The organism is Cyanobium sp. Candia 9D4 (genome assembly GCF_024346155.1).
Classification (GTDB): Bacteria; Cyanobacteriota; Cyanobacteriia; order PCC-6307; family Cyanobiaceae; genus Cyanobium; species Cyanobium minutissimum.
The window spans coordinates 87,873-108,733 of record NZ_JAGQCK010000007.1; the positions used below are offsets into that span (position 1 = coordinate 87,873).

Annotated in this window: 20 protein-coding genes; 10 read left to right on the top strand and 10 right to left on the bottom strand. The window is 71.4% G+C overall.

The features are described 5' to 3' along the window. Nucleotides 1-84 precede the first annotated feature (84 nt). The 7 genes from KBZ08_RS13300 to KBZ08_RS13330 form a co-directional block, all read right to left on the bottom strand. Nucleotides 85-294 (bottom strand): hypothetical protein, encoded by a 210-nt coding sequence (locus KBZ08_RS13300; protein WP_254973588.1) that lies wholly within the window; start codon nucleotides 292-294, stop codon nucleotides 85-87. Next, nucleotides 291-518, bottom strand: coding sequence for an AbrB/MazE/SpoVT family DNA-binding domain-containing protein (locus tag KBZ08_RS13305; protein ID WP_254973590.1), 228 nt, complete (start codon nucleotides 516-518; stop codon nucleotides 291-293). The genes KBZ08_RS13300 and KBZ08_RS13305 overlap by 4 nt, the downstream gene beginning before the upstream one ends. A gap of 246 nt (nucleotides 519-764) precedes the next feature. Beyond that, nucleotides 765-2,105 carry a DUF6880 family protein gene (locus KBZ08_RS13310; protein ID WP_254973591.1) on the bottom strand — a complete coding sequence of 447 codons (1,341 nt, stop codon included), beginning with the start codon at nucleotides 2,103-2,105 and terminating at the stop codon, nucleotides 765-767. Between the two features lie 8 nt (nucleotides 2,106-2,113). Continuing rightward, nucleotides 2,114-2,476, bottom strand: a complete 363-nt coding sequence (locus KBZ08_RS13315) for a type II toxin-antitoxin system VapC family toxin (RefSeq protein WP_254973592.1) — start codon at nucleotides 2,474-2,476, stop codon at nucleotides 2,114-2,116. Further along, entirely contained in the window at nucleotides 2,476-2,697 is a 222-nt protein-coding gene (locus KBZ08_RS13320) for a CopG family transcriptional regulator (RefSeq protein ID WP_106222378.1), read from the bottom strand. The genes KBZ08_RS13315 and KBZ08_RS13320 overlap by 1 nt, the downstream gene beginning before the upstream one ends. 206 nt (nucleotides 2,698-2,903) lie before the next feature. After that, a complete protein-coding gene (locus KBZ08_RS13325; protein ID WP_254973594.1) occupies nucleotides 2,904-3,218 on the bottom strand; it encodes a hypothetical protein in 315 nt (104 codons plus the stop codon). Beyond that, entirely contained in the window at nucleotides 3,215-4,906 is a 1,692-nt protein-coding gene (locus KBZ08_RS13330; protein ID WP_254973596.1) for a hypothetical protein, read from the bottom strand. The genes KBZ08_RS13325 and KBZ08_RS13330 overlap by 4 nt, the downstream gene beginning before the upstream one ends. Nucleotides 4,907-4,946: 40 nt before the next feature. On the opposite strand from KBZ08_RS13330, the gene KBZ08_RS13335 reads away from it, so the two are divergent. The 5 genes from KBZ08_RS13335 to KBZ08_RS13355 are packed head-to-tail and all read left to right on the top strand — an operon-like array spanning nucleotide 4,947 to nucleotide 13,417. Then, nucleotides 4,947-7,859, top strand: coding sequence for a glycosyltransferase (locus KBZ08_RS13335; RefSeq protein ID WP_254973598.1), 2,913 nt, complete (start codon nucleotides 4,947-4,949; stop codon nucleotides 7,857-7,859). Then, nucleotides 7,856-8,686, top strand: coding sequence for a peptidylprolyl isomerase (locus KBZ08_RS13340; protein WP_254973600.1), 831 nt, complete (start codon nucleotides 7,856-7,858; stop codon nucleotides 8,684-8,686). Before KBZ08_RS13335 ends, KBZ08_RS13340 begins: the two co-directional genes overlap by 4 nt. Then, nucleotides 8,683-11,634, top strand: coding sequence for an ABC transporter transmembrane domain-containing protein (locus KBZ08_RS13345; RefSeq protein WP_254973602.1), 2,952 nt, complete (start codon nucleotides 8,683-8,685; stop codon nucleotides 11,632-11,634). The genes KBZ08_RS13340 and KBZ08_RS13345 overlap by 4 nt, the downstream gene beginning before the upstream one ends. Then, a complete protein-coding gene (locus tag KBZ08_RS13350) occupies nucleotides 11,634-13,145 on the top strand; it encodes an HlyD family efflux transporter periplasmic adaptor subunit (RefSeq protein WP_254973605.1) in 1,512 nt (503 codons plus the stop codon). The genes KBZ08_RS13345 and KBZ08_RS13350 overlap by 1 nt, the downstream gene beginning before the upstream one ends. Then, nucleotides 13,142-13,417, top strand: a complete 276-nt coding sequence (locus KBZ08_RS13355) for a hypothetical protein (RefSeq protein ID WP_254973607.1) — start codon at nucleotides 13,142-13,144, stop codon at nucleotides 13,415-13,417. Before KBZ08_RS13350 ends, KBZ08_RS13355 begins: the two co-directional genes overlap by 4 nt. A 27-nt stretch (nucleotides 13,418-13,444) precedes the next feature. Here the strand turns inward: KBZ08_RS13355 and KBZ08_RS13360 are convergent, their stop codons facing one another. Beyond that, a complete protein-coding gene (locus KBZ08_RS13360) occupies nucleotides 13,445-14,488 on the bottom strand; it encodes a hypothetical protein (protein WP_254973609.1) in 1,044 nt (347 codons plus the stop codon). A 137-nt stretch (nucleotides 14,489-14,625) separates the two neighbouring features. Here KBZ08_RS13360 and KBZ08_RS13365 point away from each other — a divergent pair, with 137 nt between their 5' ends. Beyond that, the gene (locus tag KBZ08_RS13365; protein WP_254973611.1) at nucleotides 14,626-15,825 is read left to right on the top strand and encodes a glycosyltransferase; all 1,200 of its coding nucleotides are present in this window, start codon (nucleotides 14,626-14,628) and stop codon (nucleotides 15,823-15,825) included. Between the two features lie 18 nt (nucleotides 15,826-15,843). Here KBZ08_RS13365 and KBZ08_RS13370 read toward each other — a convergent pair whose 3' ends face one another. Beyond that, nucleotides 15,844-17,058, bottom strand: a complete 1,215-nt coding sequence (locus KBZ08_RS13370; protein WP_254973613.1) for a hypothetical protein — start codon at nucleotides 17,056-17,058, stop codon at nucleotides 15,844-15,846. A 319-nt stretch (nucleotides 17,059-17,377) separates the two neighbouring features. Here KBZ08_RS13370 and KBZ08_RS13375 point away from each other — a divergent pair, with 319 nt between their 5' ends. The 4 genes from KBZ08_RS13375 to KBZ08_RS13390 are packed head-to-tail and all read left to right on the top strand — an operon-like array spanning nucleotide 17,378 to nucleotide 20,569. Next, entirely contained in the window at nucleotides 17,378-18,145 is a 768-nt protein-coding gene (locus tag KBZ08_RS13375) for a hypothetical protein (protein ID WP_254973614.1), read from the top strand. A gap of 24 nt (nucleotides 18,146-18,169) precedes the next feature. Next, nucleotides 18,170-19,177 (top strand): glycosyltransferase family 2 protein, encoded by a 1,008-nt coding sequence (locus tag KBZ08_RS13380; protein WP_219904398.1) that lies wholly within the window; start codon nucleotides 18,170-18,172, stop codon nucleotides 19,175-19,177. Then, entirely contained in the window at nucleotides 19,174-19,425 is a 252-nt protein-coding gene (locus KBZ08_RS13385) for a hypothetical protein (protein ID WP_254973616.1), read from the top strand. Before KBZ08_RS13380 ends, KBZ08_RS13385 begins: the two co-directional genes overlap by 4 nt. After that, nucleotides 19,403-20,569 carry a glycosyltransferase family 9 protein gene (locus KBZ08_RS13390; protein WP_254973617.1) on the top strand — a complete coding sequence of 389 codons (1,167 nt, stop codon included), beginning with the start codon at nucleotides 19,403-19,405 and terminating at the stop codon, nucleotides 20,567-20,569. Before KBZ08_RS13385 ends, KBZ08_RS13390 begins: the two co-directional genes overlap by 23 nt. On the opposite strand, the gene KBZ08_RS13395 is transcribed toward KBZ08_RS13390, so the two are convergent. Then, on the bottom strand, nucleotides 20,559-20,786 hold the full coding sequence (locus KBZ08_RS13395; RefSeq protein ID WP_254973620.1) for a hypothetical protein: 228 nt from the start codon (nucleotides 20,784-20,786) through the stop codon (nucleotides 20,559-20,561). The genes KBZ08_RS13390 and KBZ08_RS13395 overlap by 11 nt on opposite strands. Nucleotides 20,787-20,861: the final 75 nt, after the last annotated feature.

Consider the following 20,861-nt stretch of genomic DNA (forward strand, 5'->3'; position numbering starts at 1 on the left):
CAATTCAGTACTGAAGGCAGTACTGAAGCCTGCATGGCTGGATCCATCCGCCGAACCACCACCACAAGGCGGCCTTGGCAGCGTTCAGGACGCGGTGGGCAGGAGCTTGCCCAATTGGGCCTCCACCCCGGCGCGATCGGCGGCGGCCAAAGCACCCAGCCCCCCTGACACCAGCCGCTCGTCGAGGGTGAACAGCTTGAAGCGCACCAGGCAGGGCTGGGGCAGTCCTGCGGCCTCCAGATCCTCCAGAGGCCAATCGAGGGGCCACGACGATTGCCGCGCCGATGTGATCATCGCCAGCAGCAGAACGCCTCCTCATCCTCCGGGCTGCTCCACTCGCCCAGGCTGCTCTCCAGCCCCTGCAGATAGACCAGATCCAACGGCGCCACAGCCCGCACGCGCACCGAGCCGTCCTCCAACTCCCAGCTGAGCTGATCGCCTTGCCGCAAACCCAGGGCCTCACGCACCGCCTTCGGCACCGTGACCTGCCCCTTGGCGGTGAGTGTGGCGATCTCCATCGCTGGCATCGCTGGCCAACCAATCACTGGACTTCACCTTAGGCCGGAACCCTCCTTGTCGTAAGGCGTCCTTACGGGTTTGCGGCAAAGCTGCTGGCTGACGCTGATCCATCCCCGGGGCTTCAAGGCCATCGGGTCCTGTCCGCCCGGCCTGATCCCAGACCTGTACAGCCTGTACAGAATGCCGGATCCATCTGCCGACTCCACCCCACCGAACCCATCCCCACCAACCGCAACCCTGAGCTTTTACGCCTCCACCAGTTTCCAGAAGCCCCAGCGCCCCCCGAAGCCCTCCTGCAGCCGCCCCACGAAGACGGCATGGTCGGGATGGCCCTGCCAGTCGTCGATGCGGTCGGCCAGCCGGTCGCAGTGGCGCAGGTGTTCGGCGGCATGGCGGTAGCGGTTGGAGCGCCCCATCGCCAACGCCCCCCACACCATCGGCCGCAGCAGCAGCGTCGCCGCCAGCGGGTGGTCGGCGCTGAGCCGCTCGGCGGCGGCGCTGAGGATCCCGTAGGCCTCCCCGTCCCACGCCGTGGCCTGGGCCAGCACCAGGCGGGCGGCCCGGGGGAGCGCCCCCCACCCCACCAGAAACTCCAGTCCCAGCAGACGGTTCGGGTGCCGCTCGGCCACCCCCAGGGCGCGCTCCTCCGCCTCCCCGTCCTCGAAGGCCTCGAGGCGCCGCAGAAAGTCGCGCAGGTGGGGGATCGAAAGCGTGCGGCAGAACCACTGCCAGCGCATCTCCTGGGCCTCGGCGGGGCGATCGAGGGCCTCCAGCACGGCCACGCGGGTGTCCTGCCAGGCGCCATCGAGCCGCCCCGCCGGCTCCGTGCCGGCGCCATCGAGGATCTCGAGGGCTTCGGCCGCCCGGCCATTGGCCAGCAGCACCCGGGCCACGTCGGCGGCGATCGGGCGCCGCCGCAGATCCGCGGCGCTGAACTGGCCCCGGTAGCCCTCCCCATCCCCCCGCGTCTCGGCGATCTGCAGCAGCAGCCCGCTGCCATCGCGGGCCCCCCGTTCGCGGCAGCAGCCCTCCAGCCGCCGCAGGCCGGCGTCGCCCAGGGCCTCCTGCAGGGCCGGCACCAGCCCATCGAACTGGCCATGGTCGTTCTCCAGCAGCAGCTCGGCGGCGTGCTCGGCCAGGGCCTCCGGCGCCAGCCGGGCCGCCAGCGCCAGCGTCCCGAGCTGCCCGGCGGCCCGCTCGAACACACCGATCACCGCCCCGGTGCCGTCGGAGCAGCGCGCCAGCACCCCGCCGGAAATCTCCAGGAAGCGCAGCAACAGCTCGCAGGCCACCCGGGGGTCCTCGGCCGCGATCGGCCCGGTGATCGCCCCCAGCTGGGCCTCCAGATCACTGAGCAGCGCCGGGCGCCGGGCCGAGCCGACGAACGTCCGGGCCCGATCGATCGCCGCCAGCCGCTTGCGCACCTCCTGGGCGGCGTCGCCGGCCCCCTCCGCCGCCGCCAGTGCCAGCCGCAGCCGCCGCTGGATCACCGCCTGGCCACTGGACACCTCCATCAGCAGCTCCGCCAGCGCCGCGGCCCCCAGGGCCTCCAGGTTGCGGGCGTTGAGGCTGCGCTTGCTGGCCACGGCGACCTTCAGAGGGTGTAGGGGACAACCACGTCGGCCAGCTGCTCCGGAAAATCCCGGCTGTTGCGCGTGGCCAGCCGCAACTGATGGCAACGGGCGGTAGCCAGGATGATGGCGTCCGGCACCTTCAACCCCAGGGCGCGGCGGCAGTCCACCGCCTCTCTGGCCACGGCGCCATCGAGCGGCAGGCAGTGGAACCCCCGCAACCACACCTCCACCGCCTCGCTCTCGCCCGGGCCACAACCCACCAGCACCTCGATCCAGGTGATCACGCTGATGGAACAGCGCGGCTGCGCCTGGATCCACTCCAAGGCAACATCCCGGCCCTGCAACACATCGATCAGGATGTTGGAGTCGAGCAGCAACCCCATCAGTGCGGGTCCCAGTCCTGCCGAATCCGCCGCTGCAGCGCCACCCCATCAAGGTCCCGGTCGCTCCATAGCCCGAACACCTCCCGGTGGCGTGGACGCTCCCGCTCCAGCCAGAGGGTCAGAGCCTCCCGCAGCGCCTGGGCCCGGGAAATGCCCCGCTGGGAACAGAGGGCATCCAGCTGATCGCGCTCGCCCTCGGGCAGATCCACGATGGTCCGCATGACATGACCGTCATCAGATGACGTCATCCTAAGTGCCGTTGACGCCGACCCTGTACAGGCTGTACACAACGCTGCAGCCTGCCAACCAGCCCCCTCCGCCGCCCGCAACTGCGGACCGTCGGTGGGCGCCATCCCGACGTCAGCAGGGCATCCATGGGTGACCTCCTGCGCGAACCCTTACCTCAGTCAGCCGGAGAAGCTGCCCGTCACCGCCCGTCGGCCAGGCGCTCCAGTACCGCAGCCGCCCCCTCGGCGCCCGCCAGCGCCAGGGCCTCCACCAGGCTCAGCAGCGTCGCCTGCCGCTGGCCCAGGGCCACCGCCTCCTTCGAGGCGCCCAGGGCTTCGGCGTGGGCGAAGGCCAGCCCCACCTGCTGCTGCTGCTGCCGCGCCTGGGCCGAGGGTTCGATCAGCTGGCTGAGGGCCACCCCGTAGCGCAGCCAGGCCGCCGGCTCGTGGCTCTCCACCCGGTGGGCCGCGATCACCGCCCGCCAGTCCGTCGGCCTGGGGTCCGGCTGGCTCATCGGCCCGGCTCCGCCACCGCTTCAGCCCCCAGCCACGCCGCCAGGGGGGAGGCCAGCGCCACCGCCAGCACCCCGTAGCGGCTGCCGATGGCCTGCACCAGGGGCAGCCGATAGGCCCCGCCCCCAGCCAGCAGCACCGTAAACGGACGCTCCTGGTACAGCGCCTCCACCGCCGTCACCAGGGCCTCCAGGCTGTGCTCGAAGCCGGCCGCGGGCCGTTGCGGGTGGCGGCTCTGGGGCACCGCCAGGCAGCGCAGGCCGAAGGGCCCCCCGGCGAACAGCCGGCCGGCCCGGTGCGCCTCCTGCAGCGCCGCGACCGCTTCGGGCCCCTCGCCCACCAGCACCACCTCGCCGCCGCCGAGCCGCTCCAGCAGGGCGGTGCCGCCGGGCGGCTGCCGCCGCTGGCCCGCCTGCCCCCAGGGCTGCCACAGCTCCAGGGTGGCCCCATCGCCGCTCCACACCTGGGCCTGCAGCAGGGCCTGCAGCGCCGGCCGGGCCCACTGCCGCAGGCTCTCCAGCGGTGCATGGGTGGTGGCGTAGAAGCCGGCCTCCCGCTCGAAGCGCCGCAGCAACTCCAGCGTGTCCGCCGGTTCGGGGCCCTCCACAGCCGCCGCACCCCAGAAGTCGCTGTCGTGATGGCGGCGGCGCAGTTCGGCCAGGGCCTCCTCCAGGATCTCGGCCGGCCCTTCGGCGCGCTGCAGCAGCTGCAGCTCCAGCGGATCCAGCTCCACCACCAGGGTGCCGGGGCGCCACTCCACCGCCGGCAGGGCGGCCGCCGGCGCCGGGCCGGGCCCTTCCTCCTCCTCCAGCCATTCCGCCTCCAGCACCTCCACCCCCTCGCCGGCGCCGGGACGCCTGACCCCACGGCCCTGCTGCAGCAGCTCCAGGCTGAAGCGGGCCCGCAGCAGCGCCGCCTCGAACGCCGGCCGCTGCTCCGCCGCCACCGGCAACCGACCCACGCGCTCCACCAGCCGGGCCAGGTCCGCCTCCGCCAGGGCACCGGCGGGCGGCAGCGCCTCGATCAACCGCTCCAGGGCGGCGCGCCAGGCCAGATCCACCCAGGCCGGCACCGGATCGAGCAGCTGGGCCAGGCGCAGGAACAGATCCAGGCAGGGCCCCGCGGCGTCGGCGTCCGTCCGAAGCCGCTGCTGCCAGGCCAGGGCCCCGTGCTGCACCAGCTGCTGCTCCAGTACCGGCAGCCAGTCGGGCACCGCCCAGGGCTGGGCCGCCGTCGGCTCGAGAATCCCCGCCATCCGGAGGCAGAGCTCGGCATCACCGGTCCGCTCGGGAAGGCTGAAGTCGACCGGCTCCCCGTTGCGGGGCACCAACCGCCCGTGCACCTGGCCCGCCAGCTGCCCCAGCAGCTCGCCGTAACGCTGCCACAGCACCGCCGCCACCGCCGGCCGCGACGCCGCCAGCTCGATCACGTGGCCCAGCAGATCATCGTGGGCAGCCAGGGCCAACTCCACGTGGCCCTGCTCCAGCGCCTCGCGCAGGGCCGCTGCACTCGCGTCGGTCAGCTCCGCCAGCAGGGAGTCGTCCCCACCATCCGCCCCAACCCGCAGCGAGGCGATCAGCTGGTGGTACGCCGGGTAGGGCAGCGCCAGCTGCCGCAGCAGCCGCAGCGGCACCCAGACGCCAGCCTCGCCGCCATCGCCGCCCGCGGTGTCGATGGCGGAACGAGACAAAGCGGGACAGGGGCAATAAGGTTCCGCCAACGATTCCAGCATGGCTGCGATGCTCGCCGAGCCGCCCGGCACCCTGGAAGGCAGCGGAGCCTCCCTCGCTGAGTGGCGTCGCCCCGGCCTGGTGGGCCGGCTCGAAGGCTGGAGTCAGGAGGGCGGACTGGGCGGCTGGGCCTGCCCCTGGCCCCTGCAGCCCGACGCCCCCCCCCTGCGCCTGCAGCTGCTGATCGACGACCTGCTCGTTCCAGGCCAGCGCCGGCTGGTCGCCGAACTGGCGGCGGCTCAGGCCCGGCCCGATCTGCAGCCCCTGGGCCTCGCCCAGCCCTGCGGTTTCCGCTTCTGGTGGGGACCCGACCATCCCCTGCCCCCCTATGGCCAGGGGCTGGTGCTGCGGGTGCTGGCCGCCGAGGGCGGCGTCGAGCTGGCCGGCAGTCCGATGCGCCTCGATGCGGCCACCTACGCCCAGATCGACCAGCAGCGGCAGCACGGTCCGGTGCGCGACGGGGCCTTCACCCGCCTGGAGGCCCCCCTGCTGCACGGCTGGGGCAGGGGCCCCGAGCCCCTGCTGCTGCGCCTCGATGGCGCCACCAGCCTGCCCATCGCGCCCCCCGCCCCCCTGCCGGAGGGGCCCTGGCCCTTCCAGCAACTGCTGCCCACCGCCCTCAGCGACGGCGCCATCCACCACCTGCAGCTGGAGACCGCCACCGGCCAGGTGCTGGATCAGCGCTTCGAGCTGCTGCCCTTCCACCTCACCCCCTGGGCGGCCCTGCAGGAGCACGCCCGTCCCCCCTTCCCCGACGAGTTCGCCCCCCTGGCCCGCGAGCGCTACCGCAGCCTGCGCACCTGGCTCGCCTGGGCCGACGCCCACGGCACCCCCCTGCCCCCCGACCTGCCCCTGCTGCAGCGCCTGCTGGAACACCCCCTGCCCCGCGAGGGCCGCGGCCTGGAACCCGGCCCCGACGGCGGCGCCGTGCCGCGCCAGCCCCTGCACCTGCCGATCGCCGCCGATCCCCTGGTGTCGATCGTGATCCCGGTGCACAACCAGTACGCCGTCACCCGCCGCTGCCTGGCGGCGATCGCCTACGCCCCCACCCGCGTCCCCTTCGAGGTGCTGGTGGTCGACGACGGCTCGACGGACGGCACCGCCGACGCCCTGGCTGCCGAGGCTCCCGGGGTGCGCGTCATCCACCACGACTTTTCCCGCGGCTTCAACCAGGCCTGCTGCAGCGGCGCCGCCGCCGCCCGCGCCCCCTTTCTGGTGCTGCTCAACAACGACACCGAACCCTGCGCCGCCTGGCTGGAGGAGCTGCTCGATCCCTTCGAGCGCTGGGACGACACCGGCCTGGTGGGCGCCCAGCTGCTCTATCCCGACGGCCGCCTGCAGGAAGCCGGCGGCATCGTCTGGGGCAACGGCGAACCCTGGAACTACGGCCGTGGCGGCAACCCCCACGACCCCCGCGTCGCCTACGCCCGCCAGGTGGATTACGTCAGCGCCGCCGCCCTCGCCATCCGCCGTGAGCTGTGGAACACGCTCGGGGGCTTCAGCCCCGAGTTCTCACCCGCCTACTACGAAGACACCGACCTGGCCTTCAAGGTGCGCCAGGCCGGCCACAGCGTGCGCTACACCCCCCTGGCGCGGGTGATCCACCACGAAGGTCTCAGCTGTGGCACCGACACGGGCGCCGACACCGGCCTCAAGCGCTTCCAGGCCGTCAACGGCCCTGTCTTCCAGCAGAAATGGGCCGGGGCCTTCCAGGGCAGCCCGGAACCCAGCCACGCCGGCGCCGAAACCATCAAGGACCGCGGCATCCTCGGCCGCGCCCTGTTCCTCGACCAGGAGACCCCCCGGCCCGATCGCGATGCCGGCAGCCACGCCGCCCTGGTGGAGATCGAGCTGCTCCAGGCCCTGGGCTGGAAGGTGACCCTGCTGCCCCTCAACCTCGCCTGGCTGGCCAACTACAGCCAGGAGCTCCAGCGCCGCGGGGTCGAGGTCCTCCATGCCCCCTTCGTGCTCTCCCTCGAGCGGTTTCTGGCCGAACGCGGCGCCAGCTTCGATCTGATCTATCTCACCCGGTACACGGTGGCCGCCGCGGCCCTGCCCCTGATCCAGCGCCACGCCCCCCAGGCCCGCCTGCTGTTCTGCAACGCCGACCTGCACCACCTGCGCCAGCTGCGGGCCGCCCGCGCCGAAGGCCTCGACGGCGACGCGGGCCGCCGTGCCCTCGAGGCGGTGGAGGAGGTGAAGCGCCAGGAGCTGGCGGTGATGCGCCAGGTGGATCTCACCTTCAGCTATTCCGACGTGGAACGGGCGGTGATCGAGGCCGAGACCCTCGGCGAGGCCGCCACCGCCCCCTGCCCCTGGGTGGTGCACGGCCCGGAGACCCCCGCCCCCCTCGAGGGCCGCAGCGGCCTCGCCTTCCTGGGCAGCTACGGCCACCCCCCCAACCGCGACGCCGTCGAGGCCTTCCTGCAGCAGGTGTGGCCCGCCCTGCTCCAGCAGCGGCCCGAACTGCGCCTTCACCTTTATGGCAGCGGCCTTGACTCCGCCCTGGCCGCCCGCTGGGGCGCCGAACCCGGCGTGATCGTCGAGGGCTGGGTGGCCGATCCCGCCACCGTGTACGCCCGCCATCGCCTGTTCGTGGCACCGCTGCGCTCCGGCGCCGGCCTCAAGGGCAAGGTGGTGGCCGCCGCCGCCCATGGCATCCCCCAGGTGCTCAGCCCCCTGGCCGCCGAGGCCACCGGCCTGCGCCACGGCCAGGAGGTGCTGATCGCCCGCAGCCCCGACGACTGGTGCCGGGCCGTGCTCCACCTGGTCGACGATGACGGCGCCTGGCGGGCCATGGGTGCCGCCGCCTTCGCCTACGCCCGCGCCACCTGGAGCCGCGACAACGGCCTGGCCCTGATGGCCGACGCCCTCGATCGCCTCCAGCTGCCCCACCGGAGGTCCGCCCCATGACCACCCCCCGCGACACCCTGCCCGAACCCCTCGCCGGCCTGCCGGAGCCGGCGGTGGTGGAGCTTCCGCCCGGCCGCCCCTGGCTGGCCCTCTCCGAGCTCAACCGCCTCATCCGCCAGCAGGGCCAGGCCCATCCCCTGGCCCGCGCCTGGGTGCTCGACCAGCTCGTGCACGCCATCCCCCTGCCCGTGGGGGAGGAGAAGGCCCTGATGGCCGCTTTCCTGCAGCGCCGCGGTATCACCGACGACGAGCACGTGCCCGGCTGGCTGCAGGAGCGCGGCCTGGTCTTCGACGACCTGCGCATCCTCGCCACCCAGAAGCGGCGCCTGCAGCGCCTGGTGCGCTGCCGCTGGAACGACGAGGTGGAGGTGCGCTTCCTGCAGCGCAAGCCCGAGCTCGACCAGGTGGTCTATTCGCTGCTGCGGGTGGACAGCGAGGGCCTCGCCGCCGAGCTCCATCACCAGATCGCCGAAGGGGAAGCCGACTTCGCCGACCTCGCCCCGCTCCATTCCGAAGGCCCCGAGCGCCACTGCCGCGGCCAGATCGGCCCCCTGGCCCTCGCCACCGGCCACGACAGCCTGGTCAGCCGCCTGCGCCGGGCCCGCCCGGGCCAGCTGTTCGAACCCTTCCAGGCGGGCGACAGCTGGGTGGTGCTGAGGCTTGAACAGTTCCTGCCGGCCGAGTTGAACGACGCCACCAGGGAGCGCATGATGGGCGAACTCTTCGAGGAATGGCTCGAGCAGCGGGTGCGGCTCCTCCTGGACGGTCAGCCGCTGCCGCCCCTCGACGCGATGCTCGCGCTGCTGCAGGAGGACGACAGCCCATGACCTCCTCCCCCGAAGCCATCAGCGGCCTGCTCAACGACTTCGCGCCCTTCGACCGGCTGCCGCCCGCCCGTCGCGACGCCATCGACCCCCTGCTGGAGCCCCTGCGCTTCCGCATCGGCCAGACCGTCCTGCGCCCCGACGTGTTGCCCGAGGGTGTGCTGCTGCTCTGCAGCGGCCAGCTGCGCAGCCTCGGCCCCGGCCCCAGCGGCCGGGGCCTGCGCACGATCGAGCGCCTCGGCCCCGGCTCCCTGGCCGGCTGGGCCGGCCTGCTGCGCCGCGATCCCTGCGAACATCTGCGCGCCACCACCGACGTGGAGGCCCTGCTGCTCCCCGCCGCCGCCTTCCGCGACCTTCTCCAGGGTCATCCCGACTTCGCGGACTGGTTCGCCAACCGGCCCAGCACCGCCGAGCTCCACACCCTGCTGCTGGCCCTGGCGAAGCGGGATCCCCTCGGCGAAGCCCTCCTCGACGACTGGCCCATCCCCACCAACCAGGTGCGTCTGCGCAGCCTGCGGCCCGGCGCCCCCACCGAGCTGGGCCTGCCCCCCGGCTTCCGCTGGTACGCCAGCAGCGGCCTGCCCCTGGCCGAGCCCTGGTCGGACCGTCCCCTGGCGGCCCCCGGCCCCGAGGCCCCCTGGCTGCGGCTCGTGGGCCTGGCGATCCCGCGCGAGGCGGAGGCGCCGATCACCCTCGGCGCCGAACCCCTCGCCCCCACCGTGCTGGCGGAGGAGGCCGGCGGCACCTACGCCCCCGCCCTTGAGCCCCCGCCCCGCCGGGCCGGCGATCGCGCCGGCGACCTCGCCCTGGCCCGCGCCAGCGGCCCCCGGGCCGTGCCCATCGCCCTCTGCCAGGCCCTGGCCGACTACTTCGGCCTGCCCCTCAACCGCGATGCCCTGGCCGATCAGGTGGACGCCATCCTGCAGCGCCAGGACCGGCTCAACCTGGTCAACATCGGCCAGATCATGGACACCCTCGGCCTGCGGGTGGTGCTCTCCCGCGTGCCTGCCAGCCGCCTGGCCCGGGTGCCCGCCCCGGCCCTGCTGTTCCAGAACGGCCATTTCGGCCTGCTCGACGGCGTCGAGCCCGACGGCCGCGCCCGCCTGCTGGAGGCCGAGCTCGGCGCCCTGCTGGTGCCCGCCGAAGAGCTCATCACCCACGACGGCGGCCTGGTGGAGCTGCTGCTGTTCGACCGCAAACCCGATGCCAAGCAGCAGCGCTTCACCTGGAGCTGGTATGTCCCCTTCCTGCGTCAGCACCGCCGCGAACTGATCGAAGTGGTGGTGGCCTCGGTGGTGATCAACGCCCTGCGGCTGGTCTTCCCCCTCGGCCTGATGGTGCTGATCCAGAGCGTGGTGGCCAGCCGCAACCTCGGCGCCCTGGTGAGCATCGCCAGCGTGATGCTGCTGGCCACCCTGGTGGAGAGCATCTTCAAGACCCTGCGCAGCTTCCTGTTCACCGATCTGGCCAACCGCGTCGACCAGGACGCCAAGGCCACGATCCTCGACCAGATGGTGCGCCTGCCCCAGGGCTTCTTCGATTCCCGCCCCGTGGGCCAGATCACCTTCTACTTCTCCCAGCTCGATCGCCTGCGCGACTTCCTGCTCGGCCAGACCCTGCCCACGCTGATCGACTTCGCCTTCAGCCTCATCTACCTGGCCATCCTCTTCGCCATCAGCCCCCTGCTCACCCTGGTGGTCCTGGCCACCCTGCCCCTGATCGCCGCCGTGGGCTTGGTGAGCAATCCCCTGGTGCGCAGCCAGATCCAACGCACCATGGGCCAGGCCGTGCGCGCCTCCAGCTTCCTCACCGAAGCCATCACCGGCATCCAGACGATCAAATCCCAGAACGCCGAACTCAAGACCCGCTGGGAGTTCCAGAACCGCTACGCCGCCTACATCGGCGAGGACTTCAAACTCAAGGTGACCCGCGAATCGATCGCCAACCTTTCCACCTTCCTCAGCAACATGGGGCAGCTGGTGGTGATCGCCGTGGCCGTCTGGCTGATCATCAAGGGGGAGCTCAGCATCGGCGCCCTGTTCGGCTTCAACATCCTTTCCGGCTACATCCGCCAACCCCTGGTGCAGCTGGTGGCCACCTGGCAGGACTTCCAGTTCAACAGCCAGGCCCTGCGCATGGTGGCCGACGTGGTCGACCGCGACACCGAGCAGACCCAGGAGCAGGCCAGCAACATCCCCCTGCCCCCGCTCCAGGGCCGGGTTCAGTTCGTGGATGTGGGCTTCCGCTTCTCCGACCAGGGGCCCCTGGTGCTCGACGGCGTCGAACTGGAGGTCCCCGCCGGCTCCTTCGTCGGGCTGGTGGGGGGCTCCGGCAGCGGCAAGTCCACCCTGCTCAAACTCCTCTCCCGCTTCTACGCCCCCCTGCGGGGCAGCGTGCTGATCGACGGCCTCGACATCGGCAAGGTGGAGCTCTATTCCCTGCGTCGGCAAATCGGGGTGGTGCCCCAGGATTCGCTGCTCTTCGACGGCACCATCCGCGAGAACCTGCTGATGGTGAAGCCCGATGCCACCGCCGCCGAGATGATCCGCGCCGCCCGCATCGCCTGCGCCCACGACTTCATCATGCAGATGCCCCAGGGCTACAACTCCAGCGTCGGCGAGCGGGGCGCCGGCCTCTCCGGCGGCCAGCGCCAGCGCCTCGCCCTAGCCAGGGCCGTGCTCCAGAACCCCCGCATGCTGATCCTCGACGAGGCCACCAGCGCCCTGGACGCCAGCACCGAGCGCCAGGTGTGCATCAATCTGTTCGAGGCCTTCCGGGGCCGCACCGTCTTCTTCATCACCCACCGCCTCTCCACCGTCCAGCCCGCCGACCTGATCGTGCTGATGGACCGGGGTGCCGTGATGGAGCAGGGCAGCCACCGCCAGCTGATGCAGTTGCGCGGCTGGTACTACGCCCTCTACCGCAGCCAGAACCAGGAGGGACTCAGCTGATGGCCACCCCGCCCCGCGCCTCCGATCCCGCCTCCCGCCTCGTCGCCCTGCTCGACGGCTGCGTCAGCTGGCTGCGCTCCCCCCGCTCCAGCCGCCGCCAGCCGGTGATTCCGGTGCGCGTCGATCTGGTGGGCCAGGGCTCCCTGCCCGCCGGGGCGCCGGCGGCCGACCCCACAGGCCCCACAGACCCCGCCCCGGCCAGCCACCCCTTCGGCAGCGGCCTGGCCACCTCCGGCTCTGAGGCGGCCCAGGAGTGGTCGTTCCGCGAAACCGTGGTGCTGCGCAAGAGCCGCCGCAGCTCCAGCCTGCTGCTCTGGGCCGGGGTGGGGGGGGTGGCCGCCCTGGGCCTCTGGAGCGTCACCGCCCCGATCTCCGAAACCGTGGCGGTGCCCGGCAAGCTCGAACCCACCAGCACCGTCAAGGACGTGGCCTCCCCCGTCCCCGGTGTGGTGGAGGAAGTGCTGGTGAAGGAGGGCCAGGCGGTGAAGCAGGGCCAGCCCCTGATCCGTTTCGACCTGCGCGAACCCCGCAGCAAGCTGGCCGCCGCCGAGAGCATCCGCGAGCGGCTGCTCAACGAGAACCGCATCGCCAAGGCCACCCTCGGCGAGGAGGCCGCCACCGCCGGCCTCACCGCCAACCAGCGCAGCCAGCTGCGGGACCGCGCCCGCGAGCTCAACAGCCGCCTGGAGGCCGCCCGCGAGGAGCTGGCCAAGAGCACCACCCGCCTGGCCGGCTACCGCGATTCCCTGCGCATCTACAGCGACATCGAACGCCGCTACCAGTCGCTGGTGCGCGATGGCGCCGTCAGCGAGGTGCAGCTGCTCGAGGCCCGCAACCGCATGCAGGACCTCCAGACCAACGTGGCCGAGGAGGAGCGCGAGATCGCCCGGCTGCGCTCCCAGCTGATCAACACCGGCTCCGGCACCGACGTGGAGCTGCGCGCCGCGATCGAAGCCAACCTGCGTCAGATCAGTGACCTCGATGCCCAGATCCGCCAGGCCAGTCTCCAGATCCAGTACGGCGTGCTCACGGCTCCCGCCGATGGCCTCGTCTTCGACATCGACGTCAGCGCCGGCAGCGTGGTGGGTGCCGCCGCCACCACCCCCCTGCTGAAGGTGGTCCCCCAGGATTCGCTGCGGGCCAAGGTTTATCTGCCCAACAAGGCCATCGGCTTCGTGCAGGTGGGCCAGAGCGCCGAACTTTCGCTCGAGACCTTCCCCGCCAGCAGCTTCGGCTACGTGCCGGCGACGGTGGAACGGATCGGCTCCGATGCCCTCACCCCCGAGGAGCAGGCCCAGGTGCTCGGCACCCAGGCCGAGGGCCTCCATTTCCCGGTGATCCTCAAGCTGGGCCGCCAGACCATCCCCCTGCCCGACAAGGACAGCGTGCCGCTCCAGGCCGGCATGGCCCTCACCGCCGACATCAACCTGCGCGAGCGGCGGGTGATCAGCCTGCTCACCGGTCTGTTCGAGGACCAGCGCCGCAATCTCCAGCGCCTGCGATCCAATTGAGCACCCGGCCCCAGGGCGACTGGTGGCGCTTCGTGCCGCCCGAACAGCGCCGGCGCCGACGCTTCAAGGCCTGGCGCCTGCGCTTCAGGGAGCGTCTGCGCCAGCGCTGGGTGGGCCTCGCCCTGGCCTTCCTCGCCTACGGCCTGGTGCTGCTCTGGCTGGTGCTCCACCTGCCCCCGGTGGTGAGCCTGCTCGCCCTGGCGCCGATGATTCTGCTGCCCCTGCTCGGGTACCTCACCTACTGGCTGCTGTGGAAGGAGTTCCACGAGTGAGGCCCCCGTCCTGGCGGCCAGCCGCGCTCAGCTCTTCACGTACAGGCTCGGCAGCGCTCCCAGCAGCCACTGGGGCATGAACTGCTCCCCACCGGCGAAGCCGATCTTGCCGGGCGCGTAGAAGAGCAGGGCCGCCAGCACCGCCTGGGCGGCCCTGGGTCGGGTCATGTTGCGCACGTACTGGGCCAGCTGGGCCCGCAGCTGCCGGTCCTCCTCCGTCAGGTGGCTGCCGGCGTAGCCGCTGCGCAGCACCTTGCGGTAGAGATCGCCGAAGGTGCTCTCGAACAACGGCTGCAACCGGTCATCGGGGGTGTCCAGCCAGATCTGGCCCAGCTGGCGCCGGTAGCCGCCCAGCTCCTGGCGGATGGCGCCATCGTCGGGGTCGATCTCGAACAGGTTCAGCAGCCCGTTGAGGCGGGTGAGGAACTCCTCGCTGCCGGTGAGCTGCAGGGCCTGGGCACCGGTGAAGCCGGAGAGCTGGGGCAGGGGCGACGGCTCCGGCCCCACGGCCACCGATCCCGTCGCCGGCCCCGTCGCCGTTCGTGCCCCGGCCGAGCCCGCCGGTGCCAGGGCCCGACGCTCCAGGGGGCTGGGCTGGCGCAGGCGCGGCAGCAGTTCCGGCTCGAACAGGCTGGCGTAGTCCTCCAGCAACCAGGCCGGAAGAGTCTGTTCGCAGTTGCGCACTTTCATCTTGCCGCGGCGAAAGTAGGGCATCACCGCCAGCAGAACGTTGGCCATTTCCGGCCGATCGAAACCGCTCTGGAGCCGCTCGGAGAGAAGGTCTCTCCAGCTCTCTTCGTCGCGCAGCAGCGGCTGGGAGGCCAGCTCGCCGCTGATCATCTGGCGGTAACTCTCGCCCACCGCCGAGCCATAGAGAAGCTCCAGCGCGTCGATCGGTGCACTCAACCAGAACTTCGACAGGCACTGGCGGGCCAGCCGGGCCTCCGCCAGCCGTGAGGGGGTGGCTTCGTGGGCGAAATCGGCGAAAATCGTGCCCAGCCGCGCCGCCGACCAGGGCGTGATCTGGGGCCGGCGATCCATCTCCATCGGGATGGTGCATGGATCGCTCACCAGCGTATCCAGCAGACCACTATCTTTCTGCAGCTTTCTTTCACCCCAGCTCACCGTATCCCGGCGTCCGAACAGACGGCTCCAGAGCGACATGACGTAGGTCAGTTCAGGCAGCGGGATTGTAATAGCGTTGACCGATGGAACTGTTGCTGATCCATCAGAACCATCCCGGCCAGTTTCGTGACCTGACTCCCGCCCTCGAACGCCGCGGCCACCGCGTGCTCGGCCTGGGGGCCTCCCCCCGCGGCCAGCGGTTTGACTACGCCTGGCAACCGCCGGCGCTGCCGGAGGGCCTGGCCGATCCCCAGCTGGAGACCCATCTGCACCGGGCCGCCCGGGTCCAGGAGCGCTGCCTGCAGCTGCGCGAGGAGGGGTATCGCCCGGAGGCCGTGATCGGCCACAGCGGCTGGGGGGAGCTGCTCTACCTGCGCGACGTCTGGCCCGAGGCGGTGCTGATCGCCTACCCCGAGCTCTATGCCGCCCCGCTCCTGCTCGGCTACGGCTTCGATGCCGACCTGGGCGCCCCCTCCGACGCCCTGCGGGCCCAGTGGCGCCGCGGCAACCTGATGGGCCTGGCGGCCGTGGCCGACGCCGACGCCTGCGTCGTGCCCACCCGCTTCGCCCGCGACACCTTCCCAGCGCACCTGCGCAGCCGTTTCCACGTGCTGCACGAAGGCATCGCCCTGCCGCCCGCCGCCACCGGCAGCACCAGCCTGCGGCTGGAGGGCGGCCCCACCCTGGTGAAGGGGGATCCGGTGATCACCTTCGCCAGCCGCAACCTCGAACCCCTGCGGGGCTTCCGCTCCGTCATGCGGGCCCTGCCGGCCGTGCTGGCCGCCCGCCCCGACGCCCGGGCCGTGATCGTGGGGGGCACCGGCAACGGCTACGGCGCCCCCTCCTCCCACCCCGAGGGCCACAAGGGCGAACTGCTGGCCCTGCTCGGTCACCGGCTGCCCCTGGAGCGGGTCCATGTCCTGCCGCCCCTGGCCCACCGCGATCTGCTGGCCCTGTTCCGCCTCAGCGCTGTCCACGTCCACCTCAGCTATCCCTACGCCCTCTCCTGGAGCCTGCTGGAGGCCATGGCCTCCGGCGCCCTGGTGGTGGGCTCCGCCAACCCGCCGATCAACGAAGTGATCCAGCACGGCCACAACGGGCTGCTGGTGCCCTTCAACGACCCCGATCAGCTCGCCGCCACCCTGCTGAACGTGCTGGCCGACCCGCCCGCCTACGCCGCCCTGGCGGCAGCGGGCCGCGCCACCGTGGCCGCCCGCTACGAGGTGAACCGTGCTGCCGAGGCCTTCGAGGCCCTGATCCTCAGCCTGCAACTGCTGCGCTGAGCCCCCAATCTCGCCGGCTCAGCGTTGGCGGCGGTGGGCCAGGGCCTGCAGCACCGCCTCCACCACCGGCCGCCAGTCCCGGTCGTCGGCCTGGCGGAACAGTCGCAGACTCGGGTACCAGGGGCTGTCGGCCCGTTGCCGGAGCCAGCGGGGATCTGCGCTGAAGGGCAGCAGCACCCAGGCCGGATGGCCCATCGCCCCGGCCAGATGGGCCATGGCGGTGTCCACCGTGATCAGCAGGTCGGTGCTGGCCAGCATCCGGGCCGTGGCCAGAAAATCGCCGTCGGGGGCAATGGCGTCGCCGAAGAGGTGGGCCACGGGCTTCGAGAACTGCCGGTCCTCCCCCTGCTGCAGCAGCACCGGCTCACCACCCAGAGCCACCACCCCCTCCACCAGCGTCACCAGTGCAGCGGCCGGCAGCGTGCGCTTGCGGTATTCCCGAGTTGTGAAGCCATCGCTGAGCTTGCGGCCGCTGGCCCAGGTGAGTCCGATCCGCGGCGGCTGGCCGAAGTCCTTCCCGGCGGCGGCCGGGGCCAGGCCCCGCAGGTAGGTGCCGCGCCCATCCTGCCCCGGCGGCTGGGGGCAGGGGGCACCCCCGAGGGCCGCCGGCAGCGACAGCAGGCTCACCACGTTGTCGCCGGCAGGCTCCTCGCGACCGACGCCGGGCGGCTCCCGCCTGGCCCGCACCTCTGGTGGCTGGGGCAACCAGGCCAGCCCCACCTGCAGCAGCCGCACCAGCGAGGGTTCCACCTCCAGCACCACCGGCTGGCCCCGCGCGGCGGCCTGCTCCATCAGGGGGGGGATCCAGCGCAGGTACTGCAGGCCATCCCCCAGGCCCTGCTCGGTGCGGACGCACAGCCGCCGCGCCCGGGCCACCACGGCCCCCACCCCTCCCTCCGGTCCGGGGGCGTGGCTGGCCAGTTCGAAACGGCGTTCGGCCAGGGCGAAGGCCTCCTCGTAGGCCTCCAGCCCGATCAGCACCGAGGCATGGTTGCAGGCCACTTCCGGGCCATCCCCCAGCTGGCGGCTCGCCCGGAAGGCCCGGTCGGCCGCCTCGAAACTGTTGAGGTCACGCAGGCTGTTGCCGATCCCCATGAACGGGGCAGGGCTCCGGGGCGCCAGCAGCGAGGCACGCCGGTAGAGCACCAGGGCTTCCTCTGGTTGATCGGACAGCCACAAGGCATTGGCCGCCCGCAGCAGCAGGGCTGGATTCTCCCCATGAGACTGCAGCAAATCCGCGTAAATGCAGGCGGCTTCTTGCCATTCCTGGCAAGCTTCGGCGTGTCTGGCCTCTTCCAGCACCTGCTCGAACCCGTGGACGATCGGAAAACCAGCCATGGCGCGAATCCTGGCCCGGCCAGGAAACCGCTGCAAGTTTTTTGTCCGGTCGGCCCTGCTTGCAGCTGCCCTTAAGGCAGGGGACGATTATCTGAATTCAACACGTCCTTTCGGTGAGTCAAGAGTTCAGGTACGCGGAAATGGCATCTCCGATACATGCCCTCGCGATCCCCAGGCGGTACCTTCTACACATTGGTTCACGGTGCGAAATTAAGTGGCTTCTTCCGACACCCTTTCCCTCTTTGTCCCGGATATCGGCCAGACCCTCACCCAGACGGTCAACGGAGCCGAGGTGGTCACCGGCAACCTCCGCGACGCCCTGCGGACCCAGGTCTTCCCCAATCAGGAAGGCAGGATCCGTGATGTCGGCATCCAGGCCCCCGAAAGCGGCGACACCACAACCAGATTCCTCAGCCGCTCCGAAGACACATCGCTGATCGGCAATGCCGATGACAACAGCGTTGTCTTCGGGGCCGTCGCCGATAATGCCTTCATCAGCACCGCCGGCGGCAATGATTCCGTCAATGTCAACAGTTTCATCGACGGCACCATCGACCTAGGCGATGGCGACAACGTCGCGGTCACCGGCGCCATCACGGATTCCTCCATCACCGCCGGCACGGGAGCGGATCAGGTCACCATCCGACGGACCGCCACCTCCGTTGACGTGGACCTGGGCGCCGGTGATGACACCCTAATCTTCGGCGGCAGGGTGCTGTCCTCTTCCATCGAAATGGGAGAAGGGGCCGACGTTCTGCGCTTCAGCAGCTCCGCCCGCAACACCTCCATCGATCTCGGCAACGACTTTGACATCGACAAGGTCTACTTCGAAACCCGTTCGGATATCGCCAGTGGCACGGTCATCACCGGCGCGGGCGAAGGCGACGAGCTCATCATCGGTGGCAGTGAGTACATCTTCAGTGCTGCTGACTCCGCCTTCATCTCCACCACCGATCCAGGGGACTCGATCACCTTCGGTTGATGACCTCTGCCCATAGAGGTCACCTTGGATCAAATCCGTTTCTCTCGGAACTACATCACCTGCATCCAGAAAGGGGATCTTGCCGCCGCAAGGTCCCTGCTTTTTTTATGGACCCAGACCTATTTCGGGTCCCTGCCCGAGGCCCCCAGCCGCAGCCAGCTCACCAATCCCGACCTCTGGGGCTGCCTGGCCCAGTACGCCTCCCTCAGCGGCGATCACTCGCCGGTCGACGACTTCTGGGACCGGCTCGACACCCTCACCCCTCAGACGGTTCGCCCCGCCGCCATTCCCCTGCTGGGAATTCCGATCCTCAACCGCCCCGACCTGCTGCTGCGGCTGCTCGACAGTCTCGATGCGCCCGTCGAGATCCTCGCCATCGTTGACAACAGCCTCCAGGCCGGCCTGGAGGATGGTGAGGCCCTCAGCCGTCTGCTGGCCCGGCTGGAACGGGAGCCCCCCGCCCCCATCGGCCGGGTGCAGGTGGCGCGGCCCTTCAGCAATCTGGGGGTGGCCGCCAGCTGGAACGCCATCCTGACCGCCTTTCCCGACGCCCCCTATGCCCTGCTGGTCAACAACGATGTGGTGTTCGCCCCGGGGGTTCTGGCCGGACTGATCCAGCAGATCGACCCGTCCCGTCCCCAGTTCCTTCCCCTGCTGCCGGCCCCTCAGGAATTCTCCGCGTTCGCCATCACCCCCGGGGTCTGGAACCGGGTGGGCCTGTTCGATGCCAATTTCCACCCCGCCTACTGCGAAGACCTCGACTACGCCGAACGCCTGCGCCGCTCAGCCGCGATCGAGTGGATCGCGCCCGAGACGCTCCAGCGGCTGCAGCAGCAGGCCAACCCCGACGCCAGCGCCACCATCGGCAGCGACCCCAGGCTCGCGGCCTGCAACCGCACCACCTACCTGCTCAACTGCCTCTGGCTGCACAGTTCCCGCCGCCTCCGCAACCCCCACCCCGGCACCTGGATGCGGCGCTGGCTGAGTCGCTGGGTGCTCGAGCCGGCCGCTTCGGCCACCGTGGGCCCATGAGCCTCCCGCTGCCCCCCGACCCCTCCGGCGATCGCACCGCCGGGCGCGGAGCCATCTCCCGCGGCTGGCCCGTCAGCGGCGGGCTGGCCCTCGTGGTGACCGTCACCCTGGTGGTGGGACTGCAGCTCGGCGCCATGCCCTGGCGCTTCCGCCGGCAGATGTGGCAGCTGCAAGGTGCCCTGGCCGGCGGCCTGGCCGGGCTGGTGGTCGGCTACGTGATGGGCCGTGGCCGGCCGCCACGGCCGTGACGGGAAGGGCCTGCTGATGCGCCGCTTCCAGAACCAGCCCCTCGGGCCGAGCCCCCGGATCGTGGTGCTCGGTGCCCCCAAGCTGGGCAACTACGTGGTGCTGCAGCCGCTGCTGCGGGGCCTGCGCCACAAATACCCAGGGGCCCACCTCACCTACGTGGGCAGCCGGCGCACCCTCCCCCTGGAGGAGCTCAACCCCTGGCTCGATGCCCGCCTGCCCATCGCCGAGCAGGGAATGGAGGCCCTGCCGACCCTGGCGGCCTGGCGGCATGCCCAGACCCAGGCCGGCCACCCCAGCGTGGATCTGGTCATCAATGCCGATGGCCATGCCCCCCACACACCCGCCTGGGTCACGGCCCTGGCCCCCCGGTTCGTGGTCGGGGCCGCACGGCTCCCCCCCGGCCCCCATCCCCTGCAGGCCCTCGCCCTCGACCCCCACTGGGCCAGTCAAAGCCTCGTGACGCGCTACGCCGGCTGGATCAGCAGCAACAGCATCCGGGAACTCCACTGCCGCGTGGCCTGGGTCAGCACCGACTTCGAGCGGGTGGAGCTGCCCTCCCAGCCCCCACCCGCCGGAGTGCCACCGGTGCTGGTCGCGGTGAACGGTGAACGCAGCGCCAAACTCTGGCCGCTGCAGCACTGGCTCAGCCTGCTCGGCCAGCTCCGCCGGGAGCTGGGTCTTCCCGCCACGGCGATCGGACTGATCGGCGGCCCCCCGCCCGCCCGACCCCGCCAGCCGGGGGATCACCTGGAACAGGAGCTCCTGGCCCGCACCGGCCTCCGCGACCTGCGCGGCCAGCTGTCCCTGCCGGCCCTGGTGGGCGCCCTGGCCCGCAGCCGGCTCTGCATCGCCGTGGATTCTGGCCCGATGCACCTGGCGGCGGCGGCCGGCTGCCCCACCGTGGCCCTGTTCGGCACCGACAGCGAGGGCATCGGCGCCAGCCCCCGGGATCTCTGGGCGCCCCGGGCCGGCCACGTCTGGGTCAGCAGCAGCGACCAGCGCTGCACCGGCTGCCAGCAGGCCCGTTTCGACAACCCCGACTGTCTGCTGGAGCAACACCTCTGCATGGACCACCTGAGCCCAGCGTCGGTCTGGCCCCTGGTGCAGAAGGCCTGGCAGAGCTCCCGTCCCGTCAGGGCTTAGGGCTCCGGTCCGCCATCAGCTTCTCGATCTTGCGGATCCGCTGCAGGGTGGTCTGCCACACCTCCAGCTGGAAGGCCCGCTCGCGATCGCCCGCCGCCACCGCCCCCCGGCAGTCCTCCACCAGCGCCTCCAGGTCTTCGCGGCGCTCGAAGGCTTCCCAGAGCTGGCGCTCGATCCGGGCCCGCTCAATGAAGTTCCAGCGCTGCAGCCACGACATGGGAAGGGATCGGTGTGGCCCCAGTTAAGCCAGCGGGCGAGGGCGACCGGGGATGGGACACTGGGAGCCCACGAA

Coding starts and splice junctions, on each gene's coding strand:
- KBZ08_RS13345 (WP_254973602.1), top strand. CDS start 8,683: ATGACCTCCTCCCCCGAAGCCATCAGCGGCCTGCTCAACGACTTCGCG.
- KBZ08_RS13335 (WP_254973598.1), top strand. CDS start 4,947: ATGGCTGCGATGCTCGCCGAGCCGCCCGGCACCCTGGAAGGCAGCGGA.
- KBZ08_RS13385 (WP_254973616.1), top strand. CDS start 19,174: ATGAGCCTCCCGCTGCCCCCCGACCCCTCCGGCGATCGCACCGCCGGG.
- KBZ08_RS13365 (WP_254973611.1), top strand. CDS start 14,626: ATGGAACTGTTGCTGATCCATCAGAACCATCCCGGCCAGTTTCGTGAC.
- KBZ08_RS13300 (WP_254973588.1), bottom strand. CDS start 294: ATGATCACATCGGCGCGGCAATCGTCGTGGCCCCTCGATTGGCCTCTG.
- KBZ08_RS13325 (WP_254973594.1), bottom strand. CDS start 3,218: ATGAGCCAGCCGGACCCCAGGCCGACGGACTGGCGGGCGGTGATCGCG.
- KBZ08_RS13315 (WP_254973592.1), bottom strand. CDS start 2,476: ATGGGGTTGCTGCTCGACTCCAACATCCTGATCGATGTGTTGCAGGGC.
- KBZ08_RS13320 (WP_106222378.1), bottom strand. CDS start 2,697: ATGCGGACCATCGTGGATCTGCCCGAGGGCGAGCGCGATCAGCTGGAT.
- KBZ08_RS13395 (WP_254973620.1), bottom strand. CDS start 20,786: ATGTCGTGGCTGCAGCGCTGGAACTTCATTGAGCGGGCCCGGATCGAG.
- KBZ08_RS13305 (WP_254973590.1), bottom strand. CDS start 518: ATGGAGATCGCCACACTCACCGCCAAGGGGCAGGTCACGGTGCCGAAG.
- KBZ08_RS13340 (WP_254973600.1), top strand. CDS start 7,856: ATGACCACCCCCCGCGACACCCTGCCCGAACCCCTCGCCGGCCTGCCG.
- KBZ08_RS13350 (WP_254973605.1), top strand. CDS start 11,634: ATGGCCACCCCGCCCCGCGCCTCCGATCCCGCCTCCCGCCTCGTCGCC.